The organism is Clostridium acidisoli DSM 12555, from assembly GCF_900176305.1.
Lineage (GTDB): Bacteria > Bacillota > Clostridia > Clostridiales > Clostridiaceae > Clostridium_I > Clostridium_I acidisoli.
The window spans coordinates 16,448-33,028 of record NZ_FWXH01000022.1 but is presented as its reverse complement, the minus strand read 5'-3'; the positions used below and the strand labels follow the sequence as shown (position 1 = coordinate 33,028).

Here is a 16,581-nt window from a genome sequence, read left to right as displayed (position 1 = left end):
TGAATTTAGAGAGCAATTAATAGAAAATGGACTTATACTAGCAGGTACAAGCCCAGATGATAGATTAGTAGAAATAGTTGAGGTTAAGGATCATCCTTGGTTTGTTGGAGTTCAGTTCCATCCTGAATTTAAATCAAGACCAAATAGACCACATCCATTATTCAGAGAATTTATAAAAGCAGCTTTAAAAAATAAATAATATGTAAGGTTGTAATTATGAAGAAAGTGCGAGGCAACTGGTTAAAGATTTTTACTCTACTGCGTGAGTAAAAAGGTGAAAGATTGCCAGAGTGGCAAGATTAAAGAATTAACGGTAATGCCGTTAATGGTGAGAGAATTTGCTTGCAGCAAAAGGGTTAGGATGATTTTTCTATGCTATGCTGCGCGCTGGATATTAGTGAAACTTGCACTTAGATGGTGTCAAACCCAAAACCCTATCTGAGTGCAAGTTTCACTTTATTGCAATACTAACCATAATGTTAGCATCATAGGCTACGCCTAAAAACACAACTACCTGATACATAAGTAACTTCTATCACTTTTGACGGCATTAGCCTCGTCAATTCTTCCATCTAGCCGAAGGCTTTCGTTAATCTTTTCATCTAGCTTTAGCTATGATGAAAATCTTTAACCGATGTACTTCGCAATTTCTCACTATTATGAAAAAGCTGCAATTAAAGATAAATTACTCCATCTATATGAAGGAGTTTTTAAAATTTTATAGAATAATATAAACAGAGTTCTTGGTTTCAGGTGCAGTTTTTTCTCCATCTGAAACTTAGAAATCGTTATCCAGAGACGTAGCAGCCGTTATCTCCCACTTTGAAGAAGATGGGAGTGTTACGGATGGTAGTCATCGGATAAACAGAGTAAAATTTTATACGTTTTGGGTATGTGAAGTTATTTGGGGGGGAAACTATGTTATGTGATACTAACTTAAGTCTCGCTTTAAAAAGTGAAGTAGGAGAATATAGAATTTTTAATTTTAGTATTTTTCAAATTAAAAATGGTGGAGAACAATTTGAAAATTGTAAAATTAATTTGACTAGACATGCTGAAATAAACATTAAAATTAAATGTCCAATTTGTGGAAAGAATCACTGCTATAAATTTAAAATAAACGATTTTAGAAACACTAAGATGTTTACTAGTGGATGTGAAAATTCAGGTTTAACAGTATTTTTTATAGGAGAGTTTGAAATGATATCTGATACAATAAACAAACAAATTTATATAAATAGCATGATTTATGCTATGATATAAATTCTAAAAAGTAATTCTTAAAATATGTTAGATTAAATTGTATAGTGTATAAACAGTTATATGATTTTTCTATTTTATTATATAAATTAAGTCAAAGCTATTGTTTAAAAACAATTTTAAGGTTATTATAGATAAGATAGAAATACATTTAAACAAAAATTAAAAAAGTTTGTGTATTTTAATATATTAATAACATTCATATCTCTATTAATTCTTTTTAAATTCCCTAATAGTTGATATCTAAAAATATAATATGGAGGTGGTTTCTTTTTGTGTAAAGATGACATAGAAAGCATGACGCTTGTCCAAATCAAAGAAATAGCAAAAAAGCTTGGAATAAAAAACTTATCAAAGTTTAAGAAAAAAGAGCTTATTGAGGAAATAAATAAAGTTTCTCCTGTATCTATTGAGAAGGATGGGGTTGTACTTAGAGAAAAAATAACGCCTAAAAGTAGCGAAAACGTTATTTCTAATGAAAATAAAGAAGAGACAGTAAATAAAAATAATAAAACGATTGAAAAAGAAGTTGTAAAAAAATCAGAGAATGAAACTGTAAAAAAAATTAATACAATAGGCAATGCAAGCAGTGTAAAACCTGAATGTCAAACTTCTAAAAGCAATACGGAAACTCAAAAAAGTGGCAATGAACGATTTGTTAGGGAAGAAAAAGATGACAAATTTAAAGAAATGGTCCATGATTCGGATTCTGCAAAAGGTGTATTAGAACTTGTTGATAACAATAATTTTGGATTTTTACGTGGCAAAAATTATTTAACAGGTCCTGATGACATATATGTTTCACCATCTCAGATAAGGAGATTTAATTTAAAAACAGGTGATGAAGTTTCAGGAAAAGTAAGAACTCCTAAAGAAGGAGAAAAGTTTAAAGCACTTCTATATGTTCAAAGTGTAAATGGTGAGCATCCAGAAAAAGCCGTTAGAAGAAAACCTTTTGAAACACTTGTACCTATTTATCCTAATAAAAGAATTAAACTTGAAAAGAATGAAAAAGAATTATCTACAAGATTAATGGATATTTTGGCACCTGTAGGTAAAGGACAGAGAGGCATGATTGTTGCACCACCTAAAGCTGGTAAAACTACACTTCTTAAAACAGTTGCTCAAAGTATATCGTTAAATCATCCAGAAGCTAAACTTATCGTGGTTTTAATTGATGAAAGACCAGAAGAAGTTACAGATATGAAGGATTCAATAAAAGGTGAAGTTATTTATTCAACTTTTGATGAAGAACCAGAACACCATACAAAAGTAGCATATATGGTATTAGAACGTGCTAAAAGAATGGTTGAACAAGGTCAGGATGTAGTAATACTTTTAGACAGTTTAACAAGACTTTCTAGAGCATACAATTTAACTATAACTCCAACTGGAAGAACATTGTCAGGTGGTCTTGATCCAGGTGCTTTACTTATGCCTAAAAAGTTCTTTGGAGCAGCAAGAAATATCAAAGAAGGCGGAAGTCTTACAATACTTGCTACTGCACTTGTGGATACTGGAAGCAGAATGGATGACATGATTTTTGAAGAATTTAAGGGTACTGGAAACATGGAAGTTCACTTAGATAGAAAACTTCAAGAAAGAAGAATATTCCCTGCAATTGATATTTATAAATCTGGAACTAGAAAAGAGAAACTCCTTTTATCACAAGAAGAATACGATGCAGCATATTCAATTAGAAGAGTTTTATATAATGAAAATAACACTCAAGGTGTAACCGAAAAAATTATAAACCTTATGAGTGAAACAAAAAACAATAAGGATTTAATAGATATTATAAACAAAGAAAAATGGGAAAGATAAAATCTTTCCCATTTAATATTCAAAATATTATTCTTCCTCTGATAAGTTGTATTTCTTTCTGAATCTTTCAACTCTACCACCAACGTCAACAAAATTCTGACGTCCAGTGAAGAAAGGATGGCAATTTGAACAAATATCAACTTTAAGTTCTTTTTTAGTAGAACCAGTTGTAAAAGTATTTCCACATGCACATTTAACAACTGTGTCATGATGGTATTCTGGATGTATGCCTTCTTTCATGTTTTTCACCTCTTTCAAATACACGATAATAACTACAATATCAACTTTAACATTATAGCACACAGATAAGAGCATAGTCAATAAAACTATTAGGTAATTTAGGCCGTAATAGTAAGAATTTGCGAAGAACTTGTAACTATATTTCATACACTCTTTAATAAATATATTACATCTGATAGAATATATATTGTATTTATAGTCCATAATCTTAAGGAGGAAATGAAAATATGTACGGACCCAAAAATCATGGCTGGATAGAGGTAATTGTTGGACCGATGTACAGTGGAAAATCTGAGGAATTAATAAGAAGAATAAGAAGAGCAAAAATAGCTAGACAAAAGGTTCAGGTATTTAAACCTGAAATTGATGTTAGATATAGTAAAGACGATGTGGTTTCTCACTGCGGAGAAAAGGAAGATGCTATTCCAATAAAACACAGTAATGATATAATAAAACTATTGGAGGAAGATACAGAAGTAGTAGCTGTGGATGAAGTCCAATTTTTTGATGATAACATAGTTGAAATATTAAATAAAATTGCAGATGATAACAAAAGGGTTATATGTGCAGGACTTGACATGGATTTTAGAGGCGAGCCATTTGGTTGCGTTCCAAAACTTATGGCAGCTGCTGAATTTGTTGATAAAATACAAGCAATTTGTATGGTTTGCGGGAATCCGGCTACTAGAACTCAAAGACTTATTGATGGAAAACCAGCAAATTATAATGGTGAAATTGTACTTATAGGAGCTACAGAGTCATATGAAGCTAGATGTAGAAAGTGTCATGAGGTTCCAAAAGATGGGGTGTAAAATATGGATAAAAGAAATACAGTAGGTGGTCAAGCTGTAATTGAAGGCGTAATGATGAGAGGGGCTAAAGGCATTGCTACGGCAGTAAGAAAAAGTGATGGAAGCATAGTAGTAGATGTTAAGGAAACAATACCATATACAAAGAAAAATAAAATTTTAGGTCTTCCTATAATAAGAGGTTTTGTTTCTCTTGTTGAATCTATGGTAGTAGGTATACAAACTTTAAATTACTCTGCATCGTTTTTTGAAGACGAGGAGGATGAGACACCATCCAAATTTGATAAAATTGTAGAAAAGTTATTTAAGGACAAGGGTCAGGATGTTATTATGGGCGTATCTATGGTTGTATCTATGGTATTTGCCATAGGGATATTTTTCATATTGCCAACTTTTTCTGCAAATATATTTAAAGTTTTCAACATTAAAAACCCAATAGTGTTAAATTTAATAGAGGGGCTAATAAGAGTTTGTATATTTCTCTTGTATCTTATTTTAATTGGTAAAATGGAAGACATAAACAGGTTATTTCAATATCATGGAGCAGAACACAAGACTGTTTTCTGCTATGAAAATAACAAAGAGCTTACGCCAAATAATGCAGCAGAATATTCAAGGTTTCATCCAAGGTGTGGAACAAATTTTATGTTTTTAGTTATGATAGTGAGCATATTCCTTTTTTCACTCACTGGGTGGAGATCATTTACCTTTAGAATTGTCACTAGAATTGTAATGCTTCCAATAGTATCAGGGCTTACTTATGAAGTAATAAAAATTATGGGAAGAAGCAATAATAAAATAGTAAGATTATTAACTTACCCTGGACTTATGCTTCAAAAACTTACCACAAGGGAACCTGATGATAGCCAATTAGAAGTAGCTATCACAGCATTAAAGGCTGCGGAAGGAATAGAGTACTAATGAAAATTCAAGAACTTTTGAAATTTGGATATGACACTTTAAAAAAAGTAAATATAGAGACCTATATGTTAGATGCTCAGCTGCTATTAGGAGAGGCTTTAAATGTAGATAAATTGTTCATAATTACAAATAGAGATATGACAGTTGAAGATAAAATTGCAGATGAATATATTAGGCTAATAAAACTAAGAGAGAAAAAAATGCCGGTTAAATACATCATTAAGCAGGCTGAGTTTATGGGTATAGATTTCTTTATAAAAGAAGGAGTGCTTATACCAAGAGGGGATACAGAAATACTTGTTGAAGAAACTCTAAAGGAAATTAAAATAAATAATTACAAAAACATATGTGATGTATGCTGTGGAAGTGGAGCCATTGGCGTAGCTATAGCATATTATGAGGAGGCAACCAATGTAATATGTTATGATATTTCAGATATTGCATTAGAAGTTACTGAAGAGAACGTGAATAAGCACAAACTTAACCATAGGATAAAGGTTAATAAAAGTGATTTATTGTCTGATGCAATTAAAAATAAGGAAAAGTTTGACGTTGTGGTTTCAAATCCTCCTTATATAAAAAAAGATATAATAGACACACTTATGGAAGATGTTAAAAATTATGAACCATTTATAGCACTTTGTGGTGGAGAAGATGGACTCTATTTTTATAGAAAGTTAGTAATACAATCTAAGGAAGTTTTAAATACAGGTGGTACGTTACTATTTGAAATTGGATATGATCAAAAAGAAGAAGTGATGAAGCTAATGAAAGACAGCGGATTTAAAGATGTTATATGCATTAAGGACTTATCAAGTAATGACAGAGTAGTGAAAGGAAAATTAATTTAGACATACATTGTAGTTATAGTAAGTGTTATGTGTTATAATATACAATTAGTAAAATATAAATACGGAGTGATAAAATAATGCTTGAGAGACTAAATTTTATAGAAAATAAGTATGAAGAGCTTTCAGTTAAAATTAGTGACCCAACAGTTATGGCAGACCAAAAAGAATGGCAGAGATTATGCAAAGAACATGCTGATTTAGAAGTAATTGTTGCTAAATATAGAGAATACAAAAAAGCTAAAGAAGACTTAGAAGCAGATCGTGAAATGTTAAATGAAAAAATTGAAAAAGAACTAGAAGAGATGGTTCAGGAAGAAATAAAGGAACTTCAACAAGACGTAGTTAAATATGAAGATGAACTTAAAATTTTACTTCTTCCAAAAGATCCTAATGACAGCAAAAATGTTTTTATTGAAATAAGAGGTGGTGCTGGTGGAGAAGAAGCCGCACTATTTGCTGCAAATTTATTTAGGATGTATACAAGATATGCAGAAATCAGGAGATGGAAAGTTGAAGTCATGAGTGCTAATGAAACTGACATAGGTGGTTTTAAGGAAGTTGTATTCATGATAAAAGGTGAAGGTGCATATAGCAGACTTAAATTTGAAAGTGGCGCTCATAGAGTTCAAAGAGTTCCAGATACAGAATCAAGTGGTAGAGTGCATACATCAACTTCTACAGTAGCAGTTATGCCAGAAGTTGAAGACGTAGATGTTGAAATTAATGCCAATGATTTGAGAATTGATGTATTTAGAGCATCTGGACACGGCGGACAGTGTGTAAACACAACAGATTCTGCGGTTAGAATAACTCATCTTCCAACTGGGCTTGTTGTTTCATGTCAAGATGAAAAAAGTCAGCTTAAAAATAAAGAAAAGGCTATGAAGGTTTTAAGATCTAGACTTTATGAAAAGGCTCAAGAGGAAAGATCAGCAGGAATTGCAGAAGACAGAAGAAGCAAAGTTGGAACTGGAGACAGAAGTGAAAGAATAAGAACCTATAATTATCCACAAGGAAGAGTTACAGACCACAGAATAGGTCTTACACTATACAAGTTAGATTCATTCCTTAATGGGCAAATAGATGAAATTATTGATGCTCTTATAACTGAAGAACAAGCTGAAAAAATGGAAGCTATGGGGAATGAAGCAGTATAATTTAGATAAATCAATAAATATAGTTTTTGGAATAATTGATAATTGCTCCAAAGACTATATATTTGCAGGAGGGCAACGCTCATGAATATAGAGAAAGCTATAAAAAAGCAAAAATCTAAATTTAGAAGATTTATTGTGGCTATAGCTATGCTAATTATTGTTCTTCCTGTAATTTTATATTTTTCTAAGCAGACAAATACGTTTTTTATAGTATATTTGGTTATAATTGAACTGCTAATAATGTTATTTGTGTTATTAAGAATAAATAATGAGAGTTTAAGCTACGAAGTTGATATTAATAAAATAAGAATAGATGCAGGGTTTCCTAAAAAATTAATAAGTGTGGCTTGTGACAAGATAGAGCTTATACATGCTGAGGGAAATGATAAAGATATGCATGTTGTATTAATATGCAAAACTAAATTAAGAAATAAATGTGTAAAACCAGTAGATATAAACTTTTTAAAAAATTATCCTTATGCTGGATATTATTATGGAAAATTAAAAAAAAGAAATCTTGAACAGGAATATTTTTATACTATTATAAAAACCGGTGGATATAAAAAATATTCATTGCTAAATGAACTATATAAAGGTTGCACAATAGCTGCATTTACCGAAGAATCCATAGCGAAGATAAAAGAGTATAGGAATATAGTTGAATGAATCTCCATATCTATAAATAAAAGATTATAGATATGGAGGTATATTTTTTGAATGGTAATTTAATATTATTTTTATTTCTAAGTGTTGTATCGCTTTTAGGAACATTGTTAGGCTCAGCCCTAGGCCTTTTAATAAAGAAGCCGTCTAAAAAACTACTTGCATCAATGATAGGTTTTGCTGGAGGACTAATGTTTTCAGTTGTTGTTTTTGATTTAATACCAGAGTGCTTAAATAAATGGAGTTTTATTTATACACTTATAACAATAATAATGGGGATAATTTTCATTTATATTGTGGACAACTTCTTGCGTAAAAGGAATATTTGTACTAATAAACATTTGCAGATTGCAATATTAACGGCAGTGGGACTTATGCTGCACAATTTTCCAGAAGGTATAATTATGGGATGCTCATTTGTAGTTGGAGGAAGTCTTGGCTTGAAGATGTGTATACTTATCGCTATACATGATGTACCAGAAGGATTAGCAGTAACAGCACCAATGTTAGCCTCAAATGTAAATCCACTAAAAATATTCATATATACAGCAATAACTGCACTTCCAACGGCATTTGGAGCAGCGATGGGCCTTTTTATAGGCAATATATCCCAAACTGTTCTTGGTACTAGTTTGGGACTAGCCTCTGGGATAATGTTATATGTGGTTTGTTTTAGTATGATACCAGAAGCTATAGAGTTTAGCGGTGGTAATAGAAGTAAGATGGGAATTTTATTAGGAATTTTATTTGGATTTGTTATGTGTACGGCTTTATAATGATTGTGTGTTCAATTAATCAATTTTACTACATAAATAATATGAGATTGCAAAGTAAGGGTTATAGAGATTGCCACGAGTCGGCAACATTAAAGAATTAACTATATGTTTTAAACTAATGTTGATAATAGAACTTATGTAAGTGGACAAATCAACGTGTCCACTTTATTTCTAAATCATAATAGTTTAAAATTGCTAATCAGATCCATTATACAAATTTAAAAATTGAAAACCCCAGAAGAAGTATCGTAGCACATAAACTAACTTTATCAACCTCTTTATTTTTCTTCCAATTCTGAATGGTTTGAATTAACATTGACACACCCATCAATGGGTAAAATACATTTGCTCCAGTTTTCCAAATACCTAAAATCTGTGTACATACAAATATTATCATACTTATAGAACAAATAGTGCTAATTACATACAGTAATTTATCATCTGTTTGTTTTTCACTCCATCTACCTCTCACTTTTCACACTGTACCCCCTATATATTTCAAATGACCTCTTGTAATTTAAAAAGGATTGGTTATTAATTCCATATTCTTATTATACATAATTCATGGAGTATAATTCCAGTAATTATGTATATAAAATTAAATTTATCAGCAGTAACTCTGTCAGTACACAACAATTCAATTATTATATTACCTTTTAGCCAAAGGCTTTCTTTAATCTTTCATCTAGCTTTAGCTATAATAAAAATCTTTAACCATTGTAAAGTTGAAATATTATATTTATATTTGACATAAATACATTATGAAGAGTAAAATTTAAGTAAAACGAGGTATTGTTGTTAAAAGGTGTGTGTACATAAATGAATACTAAAATTGATATATTAGATACTAAAAATTTAGATAAAGATGTAATTTTTACAATAGGTAATATAATAAGGGATGGTGGATTGGTAGCATTCCCAACAGAAACTGTTTATGGGTTAGGTGCGAATGCACTTGATAGTGAAGCAGTTAAAAAAATATTTGTTGCAAAAGGAAGACCACAAGATAATCCATTAATTGTTCATATAGCTGAATTTAATGAACTGGATAGATTGGTTCAAAATGTTCCTGATATTGCAAAAAAACTAATGAAATGTTTTTGGCCAGGTCCAATGACTTTGATATTAGAAAAAAAACCTATAATTCCAGACACAACTTCAGCAGGACTAAAAAGCATTGGTATTAGAATGCCCAGTGATATAATAGCAAGGGAAATAATAAAATCATCAGGTGTTCCAATAGCTGCTCCGTCAGCAAATATTTCAGGAAAACCTAGCCCTACAGATATGGAGCGTTGCGTAGAAGATTTAAATGGGAAAATTGATTATATAATAGGAGGAGAGACTTCAAAGGTAGGTCTTGAATCAACAATTATAGATTGTACTGTGAATCCACCTTGTGTGCTAAGACCTGGTGGCATAACTTTGGAAATGCTTAAGAAGGTAGATGAAAAAATATATATAGATAAAGCTATAATGGAGAAACCTAAAGAAAACCTTAAACCAAAAGCTCCAGGTATGAAATATAGACATTATGCACCAAAAGCTCCGGTTAAAATTGTTAAAGGGGAATTAAAAAAAACTATTGCAAAAATCAATGAAATAGTGCAAAATTATATAGGTCAAGGCAAAAAAGTAGGTATAATGGCTACTGATGAAACAAAAGATTTATATAATGACGCTTTGGTTATATCGCTTGGAAGCAGAAAAGATCTTAACTCTATAGGAAAAAATCTTTTTGAGACATTAAGGTGTTTTGATGATAAAGAAGTGGATATAATATTAAGTGAAGCCTTTGATGAAATTGGTTTTGGAGTTGCAATTATGAACAGACTTAATAAGTCTGCAGGATTTAACATAATTGATGTTTAAAGTTTCACTTTATTAGTGCTAGGAGGAAAAGATGAATATACTTTTTGTTTGTACAGGAAATACATGTAGAAGCTGTATGGCTGAAGCGATATTTAATAAGCAGTGTGATATAAAAACGGTGAAAGCATTTTCAGCTGGTTTGAATATTATACCAAGCAGCACTACTTCAAAACATTCTGCAACTTTGGTTATGGAAAACCTAAGAGTTGACATTAGTGAAAGAAAAGCTGTTCAAATTACTGAAAATATGTTAAAAGAAATGGATCTTGTTCTTACAATGACAAAGTATATGGCAAATGTAATTACAAGTGAATTTAATGATTTGAAAAATAAGGTTTACTCATTAAATGAATATGTTTCTATTAATGGTGATATATCTGACCCCTATGGTGGGGATTTAGATAGATATAAAGATACTTATAAGAATATGGAAATAAGCATTAAATTGCTCTTAAAAAAATTAAGAGAAGATAAAGGTATGTAATAATACAGTTATCTTTTTTTTTGCAAGTGACAGGAGCAATATTATATGGAGGTGCAAATATGAAATTAGCATTAGGAAGTGACCATGCAGGATTATCACTTAAAAAAGAGATAATGAGACATTTAGAAGAAAAAGGGATTGAGTTTAAAGATTTTGGGACATATACGGCTGATTCTTGTGATTATCCAGATTATGCGTATGCAGTAGCAAAAGAAGTTTCAAATAAAAACTATGATTTTGGAATATTAGTATGTGGAACAGGTATAGGAATAAGTATAGCTGCAAATAAAGTAAAGGGTATTAGAGCAGCAGCATGCTCAGATACATTCTCTGCACATGCTTGTAGAGAACATAACGATGCTAATATAATTGCTGTTGGTGAAAGAGTAGTTGGAGTTGGTTTAGCATTAGATATAGTTGATACATTTTTGAAATCAAGTTTTCAAGGCGATAGACATCAAAGAAGAATAGACAAAATTACTGATATAGAAAATAAAGAAACAATTTAGGAGGGAAAAATAATGAGTAAAGTAACACAAATTTCACATCCATTAATATTACATAAATTATCTTTTATAAGAGATAAAAGAACTGGCTCAAAGGATTTTAGAGAACTTGTAGAGGAAGTAGCTATGCTTATGGCGTACGAGGTTACTCGTGATATGCAGGTTAAAACTGTAGACATACAAACACCTATATGCACAACAAAATGTAAGATGCTTGCAGGTAAAAAAGTTGCTATAGTCCCAATATTAAGAGCAGGACTTGGAATGGTTGATGGTATGCTTAAACTTATTCCGGCGGCAAAGGTAGGACACATAGGTCTATACAGGGATGAAAAAACACTTCAACCAGTAGAATATTTCTGTAAGCTACCACAAGATATAGAGGAAAGAGATATAATAGTAACAGATCCTATGCTTGCCACAGGTGGTTCAGCTATAGATGCTATAACATTATTAAAGAAAAGGGGTGCAAAATATATAAGACTTATGTGTTTAATTGGTGCACCAGAAGGTGTTAAAGCAGTTCAAGAAGCACATCCAGATGTTGATATATATTTAGCATCAATAGATGAAAAATTAAATGAAGATGGATATATTGTTCCTGGTCTTGGAGATGCAGGAGATAGATTATTCGGAACAAAATAAGTAAATAAAAGGCGTTATCTAAAAAGTTAATTTTTAGATAACGCCTTTTATTATTTATCCGATGACTACCATCCGTAACAATCCCATATTCTTCAAAGTGGGAGATAACGGCTGATACGTCTTTAGATAACGATTTAAAGACGTATCAACCATTTCTTCTAACAGCTTTGAATAAGAGTGTTAGAATTAAAACAAATACTGATGTCAAAGCTATAGTTCCACCTGGGGCACAGTTAAGATAATAAGATGAGATAAGTCCAACAATTACATCTATAAAACCAAATATAACTGAAAAAACGAGGGTGCTTTTAAAACTTTTATTAAGTTGCATAGCCGTGGCAACAGGAACAGCTATCATGGAAGAAACAACAAGAATGCCTATAATTCTGATAGACACAGATATTGCAGCACCGGTTAAGACAGATAGAATGTAATTTATAAGTTTAACGTTTATTTGAGAGATTTTAGCACCATCTTCATCAAAAGTTATATATACGAGCTTTTCGTAAAATAAATACAAGAGAACAACGCATATAATACTTAATATAAGGATTGTATACAAATCACTTTTACTTACAGTTAAAATACTTCCGAACAGGAAAGATTCTATATTACCTTGAGCTCTGCCACTACTTGTAAGTGTTATTGCAATTCCAACAGAAAATGTTAGTACAATAGGAAGAATTAAATCAGAATATTGTTTGTAATAATTCTTTAATACTTCTATTAAAATAGCACAAAAAGTTGTAAATACAAAAGAAATAATTATAGGACTAAAGCCGAAAACAAGCCCGATAGCTACACCTGCAAATGAGGCATGAGCAAGTGTGTCACCTACCATAGAATACCTTTTTAAAACTAAAAAAACACCAATAGAAGGGCATAATATTGATATAAGTATTGATGCTATTAATGCATTTTGCATAAAACTAAGATGTAAAAGCTGAAACATTATGTAAAACCTCCGAATTTAAATTAATATAGTCTTTTATGTCTAATAGACATCCACAGCCCTTATCAAGTTTAAATATATGTGTAGAATTTTTAATGGCAGCGCCCATATTATGTTCTACAGAAAGCACTGTAATTTTACTTTTAGTGTTTAAATTTTTTATTATGGAATAAATCTCGATCTGACTTTTTACATCTATTCCACTTGAAGGTTCATCAAGTATTATAAGGTCTGGATTCCCCATTATAGCCCGGGCAATAAATATTTTTTGCCTTTGCCCTCCAGATAAATTACCTATAAGAGAAGATTTAAATTCGCTCATATTTACCTTATCCAAACTTGTCGAAATGACATTTTTATCTTTTATTTTTAAGGCTTTCATATGACATTTTAGTATCTCTTCTACGGTTATTGGAAATGCAGAATTGAAATTGTCCATAATTTGAGGGACATAACCAATTTTTTTTGTTGATATTTCTATCTTACCACTAGTTATCTTTAATAAATTAAGTATCAATTTCATAAGTGTACTTTTACCACTGCCATTTTCACCTAAAATGGATACATAAGAACCTTTAGCTATATTTAAATTAATGTTATTTAAAGTATACTGAGAATTTTTGTTGTAAGAAAAATATAAATTTGTAATTTTTAACATAATAGCTCCTCCTGGTTAATTGCTAAAATAATTATATACTTTGATGCGAATTATTTGCAAGTAGCCATTGTAAATAATTATAAATTTAAATTATTATTAAAAAAATCTCGATTAATGATATAATATATAATGAGAATTATAAAATGGAATATTTCTGTAATGAATTTTGTTTATTCAAAGGTAATTAAGGAAAAGGAGAAGGTTTGCTTGGATCGTAGAAATAAAGATAATTATTATTTAGATATTGCTGAAACTGTACTTGAAAGAGGAACTTGCTTAAGAAGAAATTTTGGATCAATTATAGTGAAAAATGATGAAATAATATCTTCAGGATATACAGGTGCGCCAAGAGGTAGAAAAAATTGTAGCGATCTTGGAGTTTGCAGAAGAGAAGAGATGAATGTACCTAGAGGTGAACAATATGAACTTTGCCGTTCAGTTCATTCGGAGGCAAATGCAATAATTAGTGCATCGAGAAGAGATATGATAAATAGCACTTTGTATCTTGTTGGTAAAGATGCGAAAACAAATCAATATGTTGAAAAAGCAAATTCATGCACAATGTGCAAAAGACTAATAATCAATTCAGGAATAGAGAGAGTAGTTATTCGTGACAATAAGAATGAATATAGGATTATTAACACAAAATCGTGGATTGAAGAAGATGATTTAATTAATGGAAGAAGTACATATTAACAATAATAATATACGTAAAGGAAGATATTATGAAAAACTTATTTTTTATAGCAGTATTGGCAGCATTAATTTCTTTTATTAGTACTCCGATCGTGAGAAAACTTGCTATTATCTTAGGGGTGGTAGACATACCAAAAGATAATAGAAGAGTACATAAAAAACCAATACCAAAACTCGGAGGATTAGCTATTTATTTTTCTTTTGTTATTATGGTGTTTGCTAAAAGTGGACCTATAAATAAATCTGAAATGGGAATTTTAATTGGAGCTACTATAATTGTTATAGGTGGGCTAATAGATGACAAGTATACAATAAAACCATGGCAAAAATTGAGTTTTCAAGTAATAGCAGCATTTGTGCTTATTGGAACTAATACTATGATTTCCATAATAACTAATCCGGTAAGTGACACTAATCCATTTATAAGCATAAATCCAATTTTTGCAATTCCACTTACTTTAATATGGGTTATTGGTATAACAAACGCTTTTAATTTAATTGATGGGCTAGATGGACTTTCAGCAGGACTTGGTTTTATAGCATGTGTAACGATGACTGCAGCTTCTTATTTAAGTGGAAAAGTAGAATTTGAAGTAATTACACTTACAATTATACTTGCAGCTGCCATACTTGGTTTTTTGCCATATAATTTTAACCCAGCATCTATCTTTATGGGTGATACAGGAGCACAATTAATTGGATTTTTACTTGCGGCAATCTCTATGAAGGGGGCAATAAAATCAGCATCAGCAATTGTCTTAGCTGTTCCTATTTTGGCACTAGGCCTTCCGATATATGATACTCTATTTGCCATAATAAGAAGAAAAGTAAATGGAAGACCTATAGCGGAAGCTGATAAGGGGCATTTACATCATAGACTTCTCAATATGGGGCTTAGTCAAAGACAAGTAGTAATTATTATGTATTTGATAAATGCTATTTTAGGAATGATTGCAATAATAGTTATGCAACTTACAAATAGAAGAGCATATATGGTTTTAGCAGTTGTTGTTATTGTAATTGTATTTTTAGCATGGAAGTTTGGATTGTTTAAACGTAAAAATTAAAATACATTAGGAGGAAAATAAATTGAGTAGGATAAAAGTTATAACTATTTTCGGTACTAGACCAGAAGCTGTAAAAATGGCGCCGCTTGTTAAAGAACTTAAATCTAGGAAAGAGATAGATGTTAAAGTGTGTGTAACTGCACAACATAGAGAGATGCTTGATCAAGTTTTAAAACTATTTGAAATATCACCTGATTACGATCTTAATATAATGAAAGACAAACAAACATTAACTAGCATAACAACAAGAGCACTTGAGGGGCTAGAAAGCATTTTTGAAGAAGAAAAACCGGATATGGTTTTAGTTCATGGAGATACTACCACTACTTTTGCAGGTGCATTAGCGGCATTTTACAAACAAATACCTGTAGGTCATGTGGAAGCAGGTCTTCGTACTTTTGATAAATATTTTCCTTTCCCTGAAGAAATGAATAGAAAATTAACGGGAGCAATTGCTGATATACACTTCGCACCAACAAAGGGGTCAAAAAATAACTTACTGAATGAAGGCGTATCAGAAGATAATATTTACATAACAGGTAATACGGTAATTGATGCTATGGAGCATACTGTAGAAAAAGATTATAAGTTTCAAAATGAAGAATTAAACAGCTTAGATTATTCTAGTAAAAAAGTAATAATGGTAACGGCACACAGAAGAGAAAATTGGGGCGAAGGTATAGAAAATATATGTAAAGCTTTAAAAAAAATAGTTACAGATAATGATGATGTGGAGCTTGTTTATTTAGTCCACTTAAATCCAATTGTAAGAGATGTGGTTTATAAATATCTAGATGGTGTTAAAGGAGTACATTTATTACCTCCACTAGACACAAAGGAAACACATAATCTAATGAATAAGAGTTTTATGGTAATGACTGATTCAGGTGGATTACAAGAAGAAGCACCTCACCTTGGTAAACCTGTTTTAGTATTGAGAAATGTAACTGAAAGACCAGAAGCTGTAGAAGCAAAGACAGTAAAACTTGTTGGAACAGATATAGATAAAATTGTAAGAGAGGCAAGTGAACTTATTAACAATGAGGATAAGTATTTAAATATGAGTAGAGCTATAAATCCTTATGGAGATGGTTTGGCATCTAAGAGAATTACAGATATAATATTAAAATACTTCAATATAGAGAAAAGTGTATAAGTGAATCTAGAATTCGAAGGTTGACTTTGTTTATTTTTTAACAA

At 30.9% G+C, this 16,581-nt stretch carries 21 protein-coding genes; 17 read left to right on the top strand and 4 right to left on the bottom strand.

Annotation, left to right across the window (positions count from 1 at the left end; all coding sequences use genetic code 11):
• The 4 genes from B8978_RS16705 to rho all read left to right on the top strand — a co-directional run.
• Positions 1–199: glutamine amidotransferase-related protein (locus B8978_RS16705; protein WP_176212737.1), on the top strand; the 199-nt coding region annotated here is incomplete at its 5' end.
• Between the two features lie 75 nt (positions 200–274).
• Complete coding sequence (locus B8978_RS20090; protein ID WP_207651897.1) at positions 275–442, top strand: hypothetical protein; 168 nt, start codon at positions 275–277, stop codon at positions 440–442.
• A gap of 476 nt (positions 443–918) precedes the next feature.
• The gene (locus tag B8978_RS16700) at positions 919–1,263 is read left to right on the top strand and encodes a hypothetical protein (protein ID WP_084117432.1); all 345 of its coding nucleotides are present in this window, start codon (positions 919–921) and stop codon (positions 1,261–1,263) included.
• Positions 1,264–1,533: 270 nt separating this feature from the next.
• Positions 1,534–3,084: a transcription termination factor Rho gene (gene rho, locus B8978_RS16695; protein ID WP_176212736.1), complete on the top strand. Its 1,551-nt coding sequence runs from the start codon at positions 1,534–1,536 to the stop codon at positions 3,082–3,084.
• Positions 3,085–3,111: 27 nt separating this feature from the next.
• Here rho and rpmE read toward each other — a convergent pair whose 3' ends face one another.
• A complete protein-coding gene (rpmE, locus tag B8978_RS16690) occupies positions 3,112–3,324 on the bottom strand; it encodes a 50S ribosomal protein L31 (RefSeq protein WP_084117431.1) in 213 nt (70 codons plus the stop codon).
• A 227-nt stretch (positions 3,325–3,551) separates the two neighbouring features.
• On the opposite strand from rpmE, the gene B8978_RS16685 reads away from it, so the two are divergent.
• From B8978_RS16685 to B8978_RS16660, 6 genes are all read left to right on the top strand, one after another.
• Positions 3,552–4,136 (top strand): thymidine kinase, encoded by a 585-nt coding sequence (locus tag B8978_RS16685; RefSeq protein WP_084117430.1) that lies wholly within the window; start codon positions 3,552–3,554, stop codon positions 4,134–4,136.
• 3 nt (positions 4,137–4,139) lie between these two features.
• Complete coding sequence (locus B8978_RS16680) at positions 4,140–5,054, top strand: DUF1385 domain-containing protein (protein ID WP_084117429.1); 915 nt, start codon at positions 4,140–4,142, stop codon at positions 5,052–5,054.
• Positions 5,054–5,905, top strand: coding sequence for a peptide chain release factor N(5)-glutamine methyltransferase (gene prmC / locus B8978_RS16675; RefSeq protein ID WP_084117428.1), 852 nt, complete (start codon positions 5,054–5,056; stop codon positions 5,903–5,905). The genes B8978_RS16680 and prmC overlap by 1 nt, the downstream gene beginning before the upstream one ends.
• 77 nt (positions 5,906–5,982) lie before the next feature.
• Positions 5,983–7,062, top strand: coding sequence for a peptide chain release factor 1 (gene prfA / locus B8978_RS16670; RefSeq protein WP_084117427.1), 1,080 nt, complete (start codon positions 5,983–5,985; stop codon positions 7,060–7,062).
• Between the two features lie 81 nt (positions 7,063–7,143).
• Positions 7,144–7,728, top strand: a complete 585-nt coding sequence (locus B8978_RS16665; RefSeq protein ID WP_084117426.1) for a hypothetical protein — start codon at positions 7,144–7,146, stop codon at positions 7,726–7,728.
• 47 nt (positions 7,729–7,775) lie between these two features.
• Positions 7,776–8,501, top strand: coding sequence for a ZIP family metal transporter (locus tag B8978_RS16660; protein ID WP_242950587.1), 726 nt, complete (start codon positions 7,776–7,778; stop codon positions 8,499–8,501).
• Positions 8,502–8,709: 208 nt separating this feature from the next.
• Here B8978_RS16660 and B8978_RS16655 read toward each other — a convergent pair whose 3' ends face one another.
• Positions 8,710–8,973 (bottom strand): hypothetical protein, encoded by a 264-nt coding sequence (locus B8978_RS16655; protein WP_084117424.1) that lies wholly within the window; start codon positions 8,971–8,973, stop codon positions 8,710–8,712.
• Between the two features lie 347 nt (positions 8,974–9,320).
• Here B8978_RS16655 and B8978_RS16650 point away from each other — a divergent pair, with 347 nt between their 5' ends.
• From B8978_RS16650 to upp, 4 genes are read left to right on the top strand one after another with little or no spacing between them, the layout of a single operon-like run.
• Complete coding sequence (locus B8978_RS16650) at positions 9,321–10,373, top strand: L-threonylcarbamoyladenylate synthase (protein WP_084117423.1); 1,053 nt, start codon at positions 9,321–9,323, stop codon at positions 10,371–10,373.
• Between the two features lie 31 nt (positions 10,374–10,404).
• Positions 10,405–10,857 carry a low molecular weight protein arginine phosphatase gene (locus B8978_RS16645; RefSeq protein WP_084117422.1) on the top strand — a complete coding sequence of 151 codons (453 nt, stop codon included), beginning with the start codon at positions 10,405–10,407 and terminating at the stop codon, positions 10,855–10,857.
• A 59-nt stretch (positions 10,858–10,916) separates the two neighbouring features.
• Positions 10,917–11,366 carry a ribose 5-phosphate isomerase B gene (gene rpiB, locus B8978_RS16640; RefSeq protein ID WP_084117421.1) on the top strand — a complete coding sequence of 150 codons (450 nt, stop codon included), beginning with the start codon at positions 10,917–10,919 and terminating at the stop codon, positions 11,364–11,366.
• 12 nt (positions 11,367–11,378) lie between these two features.
• Positions 11,379–12,008 carry a uracil phosphoribosyltransferase gene (upp, locus tag B8978_RS16635; protein WP_084117420.1) on the top strand — a complete coding sequence of 210 codons (630 nt, stop codon included), beginning with the start codon at positions 11,379–11,381 and terminating at the stop codon, positions 12,006–12,008.
• A 145-nt stretch (positions 12,009–12,153) separates the two neighbouring features.
• Here the strand turns inward: upp and B8978_RS16630 are convergent, their stop codons facing one another.
• Entirely contained in the window at positions 12,154–12,960 is an 807-nt protein-coding gene (locus B8978_RS16630; protein WP_084117419.1) for a metal ABC transporter permease, read from the bottom strand.
• On the bottom strand, positions 12,938–13,618 hold the full coding sequence (locus B8978_RS16625) for a metal ABC transporter ATP-binding protein (RefSeq protein ID WP_084117418.1): 681 nt from the start codon (positions 13,616–13,618) through the stop codon (positions 12,938–12,940). The genes B8978_RS16630 and B8978_RS16625 overlap by 23 nt, the downstream gene beginning before the upstream one ends.
• 207 nt (positions 13,619–13,825) lie before the next feature.
• On the opposite strand from B8978_RS16625, the gene B8978_RS16620 reads away from it, so the two are divergent.
• Genes B8978_RS16620 through wecB form a run of 3 tightly spaced genes read left to right on the top strand, consistent with a single transcriptional unit; the run spans position 13,826 to position 16,537 of the window.
• A complete protein-coding gene (locus B8978_RS16620) occupies positions 13,826–14,314 on the top strand; it encodes a deoxycytidylate deaminase (protein WP_084117417.1) in 489 nt (162 codons plus the stop codon).
• 29 nt (positions 14,315–14,343) lie between these two features.
• Positions 14,344–15,381: a glycosyltransferase family 4 protein gene (locus B8978_RS16615; protein ID WP_084117416.1), complete on the top strand. Its 1,038-nt coding sequence runs from the start codon at positions 14,344–14,346 to the stop codon at positions 15,379–15,381.
• Between the two features lie 22 nt (positions 15,382–15,403).
• Positions 15,404–16,537 (top strand): non-hydrolyzing UDP-N-acetylglucosamine 2-epimerase, encoded by a 1,134-nt coding sequence (gene wecB, locus B8978_RS16610; protein WP_084117415.1) that lies wholly within the window; start codon positions 15,404–15,406, stop codon positions 16,535–16,537.
• The last annotated feature ends 44 nt before the right edge of the window (positions 16,538–16,581 follow it).

Excerpts from the sequence above, each read along its gene's own strand:
- B8978_RS16700 (WP_084117432.1), top strand. The coding sequence starts at position 919 with ATGTTATGTGATACTAACTTAAGTCTCGCTTTAAAAAGTGAAGTAGGA.
- rpiB (WP_084117421.1), top strand. The coding sequence starts at position 10,917 with ATGAAATTAGCATTAGGAAGTGACCATGCAGGATTATCACTTAAAAAA.
- B8978_RS16680 (WP_084117429.1), top strand. The coding sequence starts at position 4,140 with ATGGATAAAAGAAATACAGTAGGTGGTCAAGCTGTAATTGAAGGCGTA.
- upp (WP_084117420.1), top strand. The coding sequence starts at position 11,379 with ATGAGTAAAGTAACACAAATTTCACATCCATTAATATTACATAAATTA.
- B8978_RS16645 (WP_084117422.1), top strand. The coding sequence starts at position 10,405 with ATGAATATACTTTTTGTTTGTACAGGAAATACATGTAGAAGCTGTATG.
- B8978_RS16685 (WP_084117430.1), top strand. The coding sequence starts at position 3,552 with ATGTACGGACCCAAAAATCATGGCTGGATAGAGGTAATTGTTGGACCG.
- prmC (WP_084117428.1), top strand. The coding sequence starts at position 5,054 with ATGAAAATTCAAGAACTTTTGAAATTTGGATATGACACTTTAAAAAAA.
- B8978_RS16630 (WP_084117419.1), bottom strand. The coding sequence starts at position 12,960 with ATGTTTCAGCTTTTACATCTTAGTTTTATGCAAAATGCATTAATAGCA.
- rpmE (WP_084117431.1), bottom strand. The coding sequence starts at position 3,324 with ATGAAAGAAGGCATACATCCAGAATACCATCATGACACAGTTGTTAAA.
- B8978_RS16650 (WP_084117423.1), top strand. The coding sequence starts at position 9,321 with ATGAATACTAAAATTGATATATTAGATACTAAAAATTTAGATAAAGAT.
- B8978_RS16625 (WP_084117418.1), bottom strand. The coding sequence starts at position 13,618 with ATGTTAAAAATTACAAATTTATATTTTTCTTACAACAAAAATTCTCAG.
- B8978_RS16615 (WP_084117416.1), top strand. The coding sequence starts at position 14,344 with ATGAAAAACTTATTTTTTATAGCAGTATTGGCAGCATTAATTTCTTTT.
- prfA (WP_084117427.1), top strand. The coding sequence starts at position 5,983 with ATGCTTGAGAGACTAAATTTTATAGAAAATAAGTATGAAGAGCTTTCA.
- B8978_RS16665 (WP_084117426.1), top strand. The coding sequence starts at position 7,144 with ATGAATATAGAGAAAGCTATAAAAAAGCAAAAATCTAAATTTAGAAGA.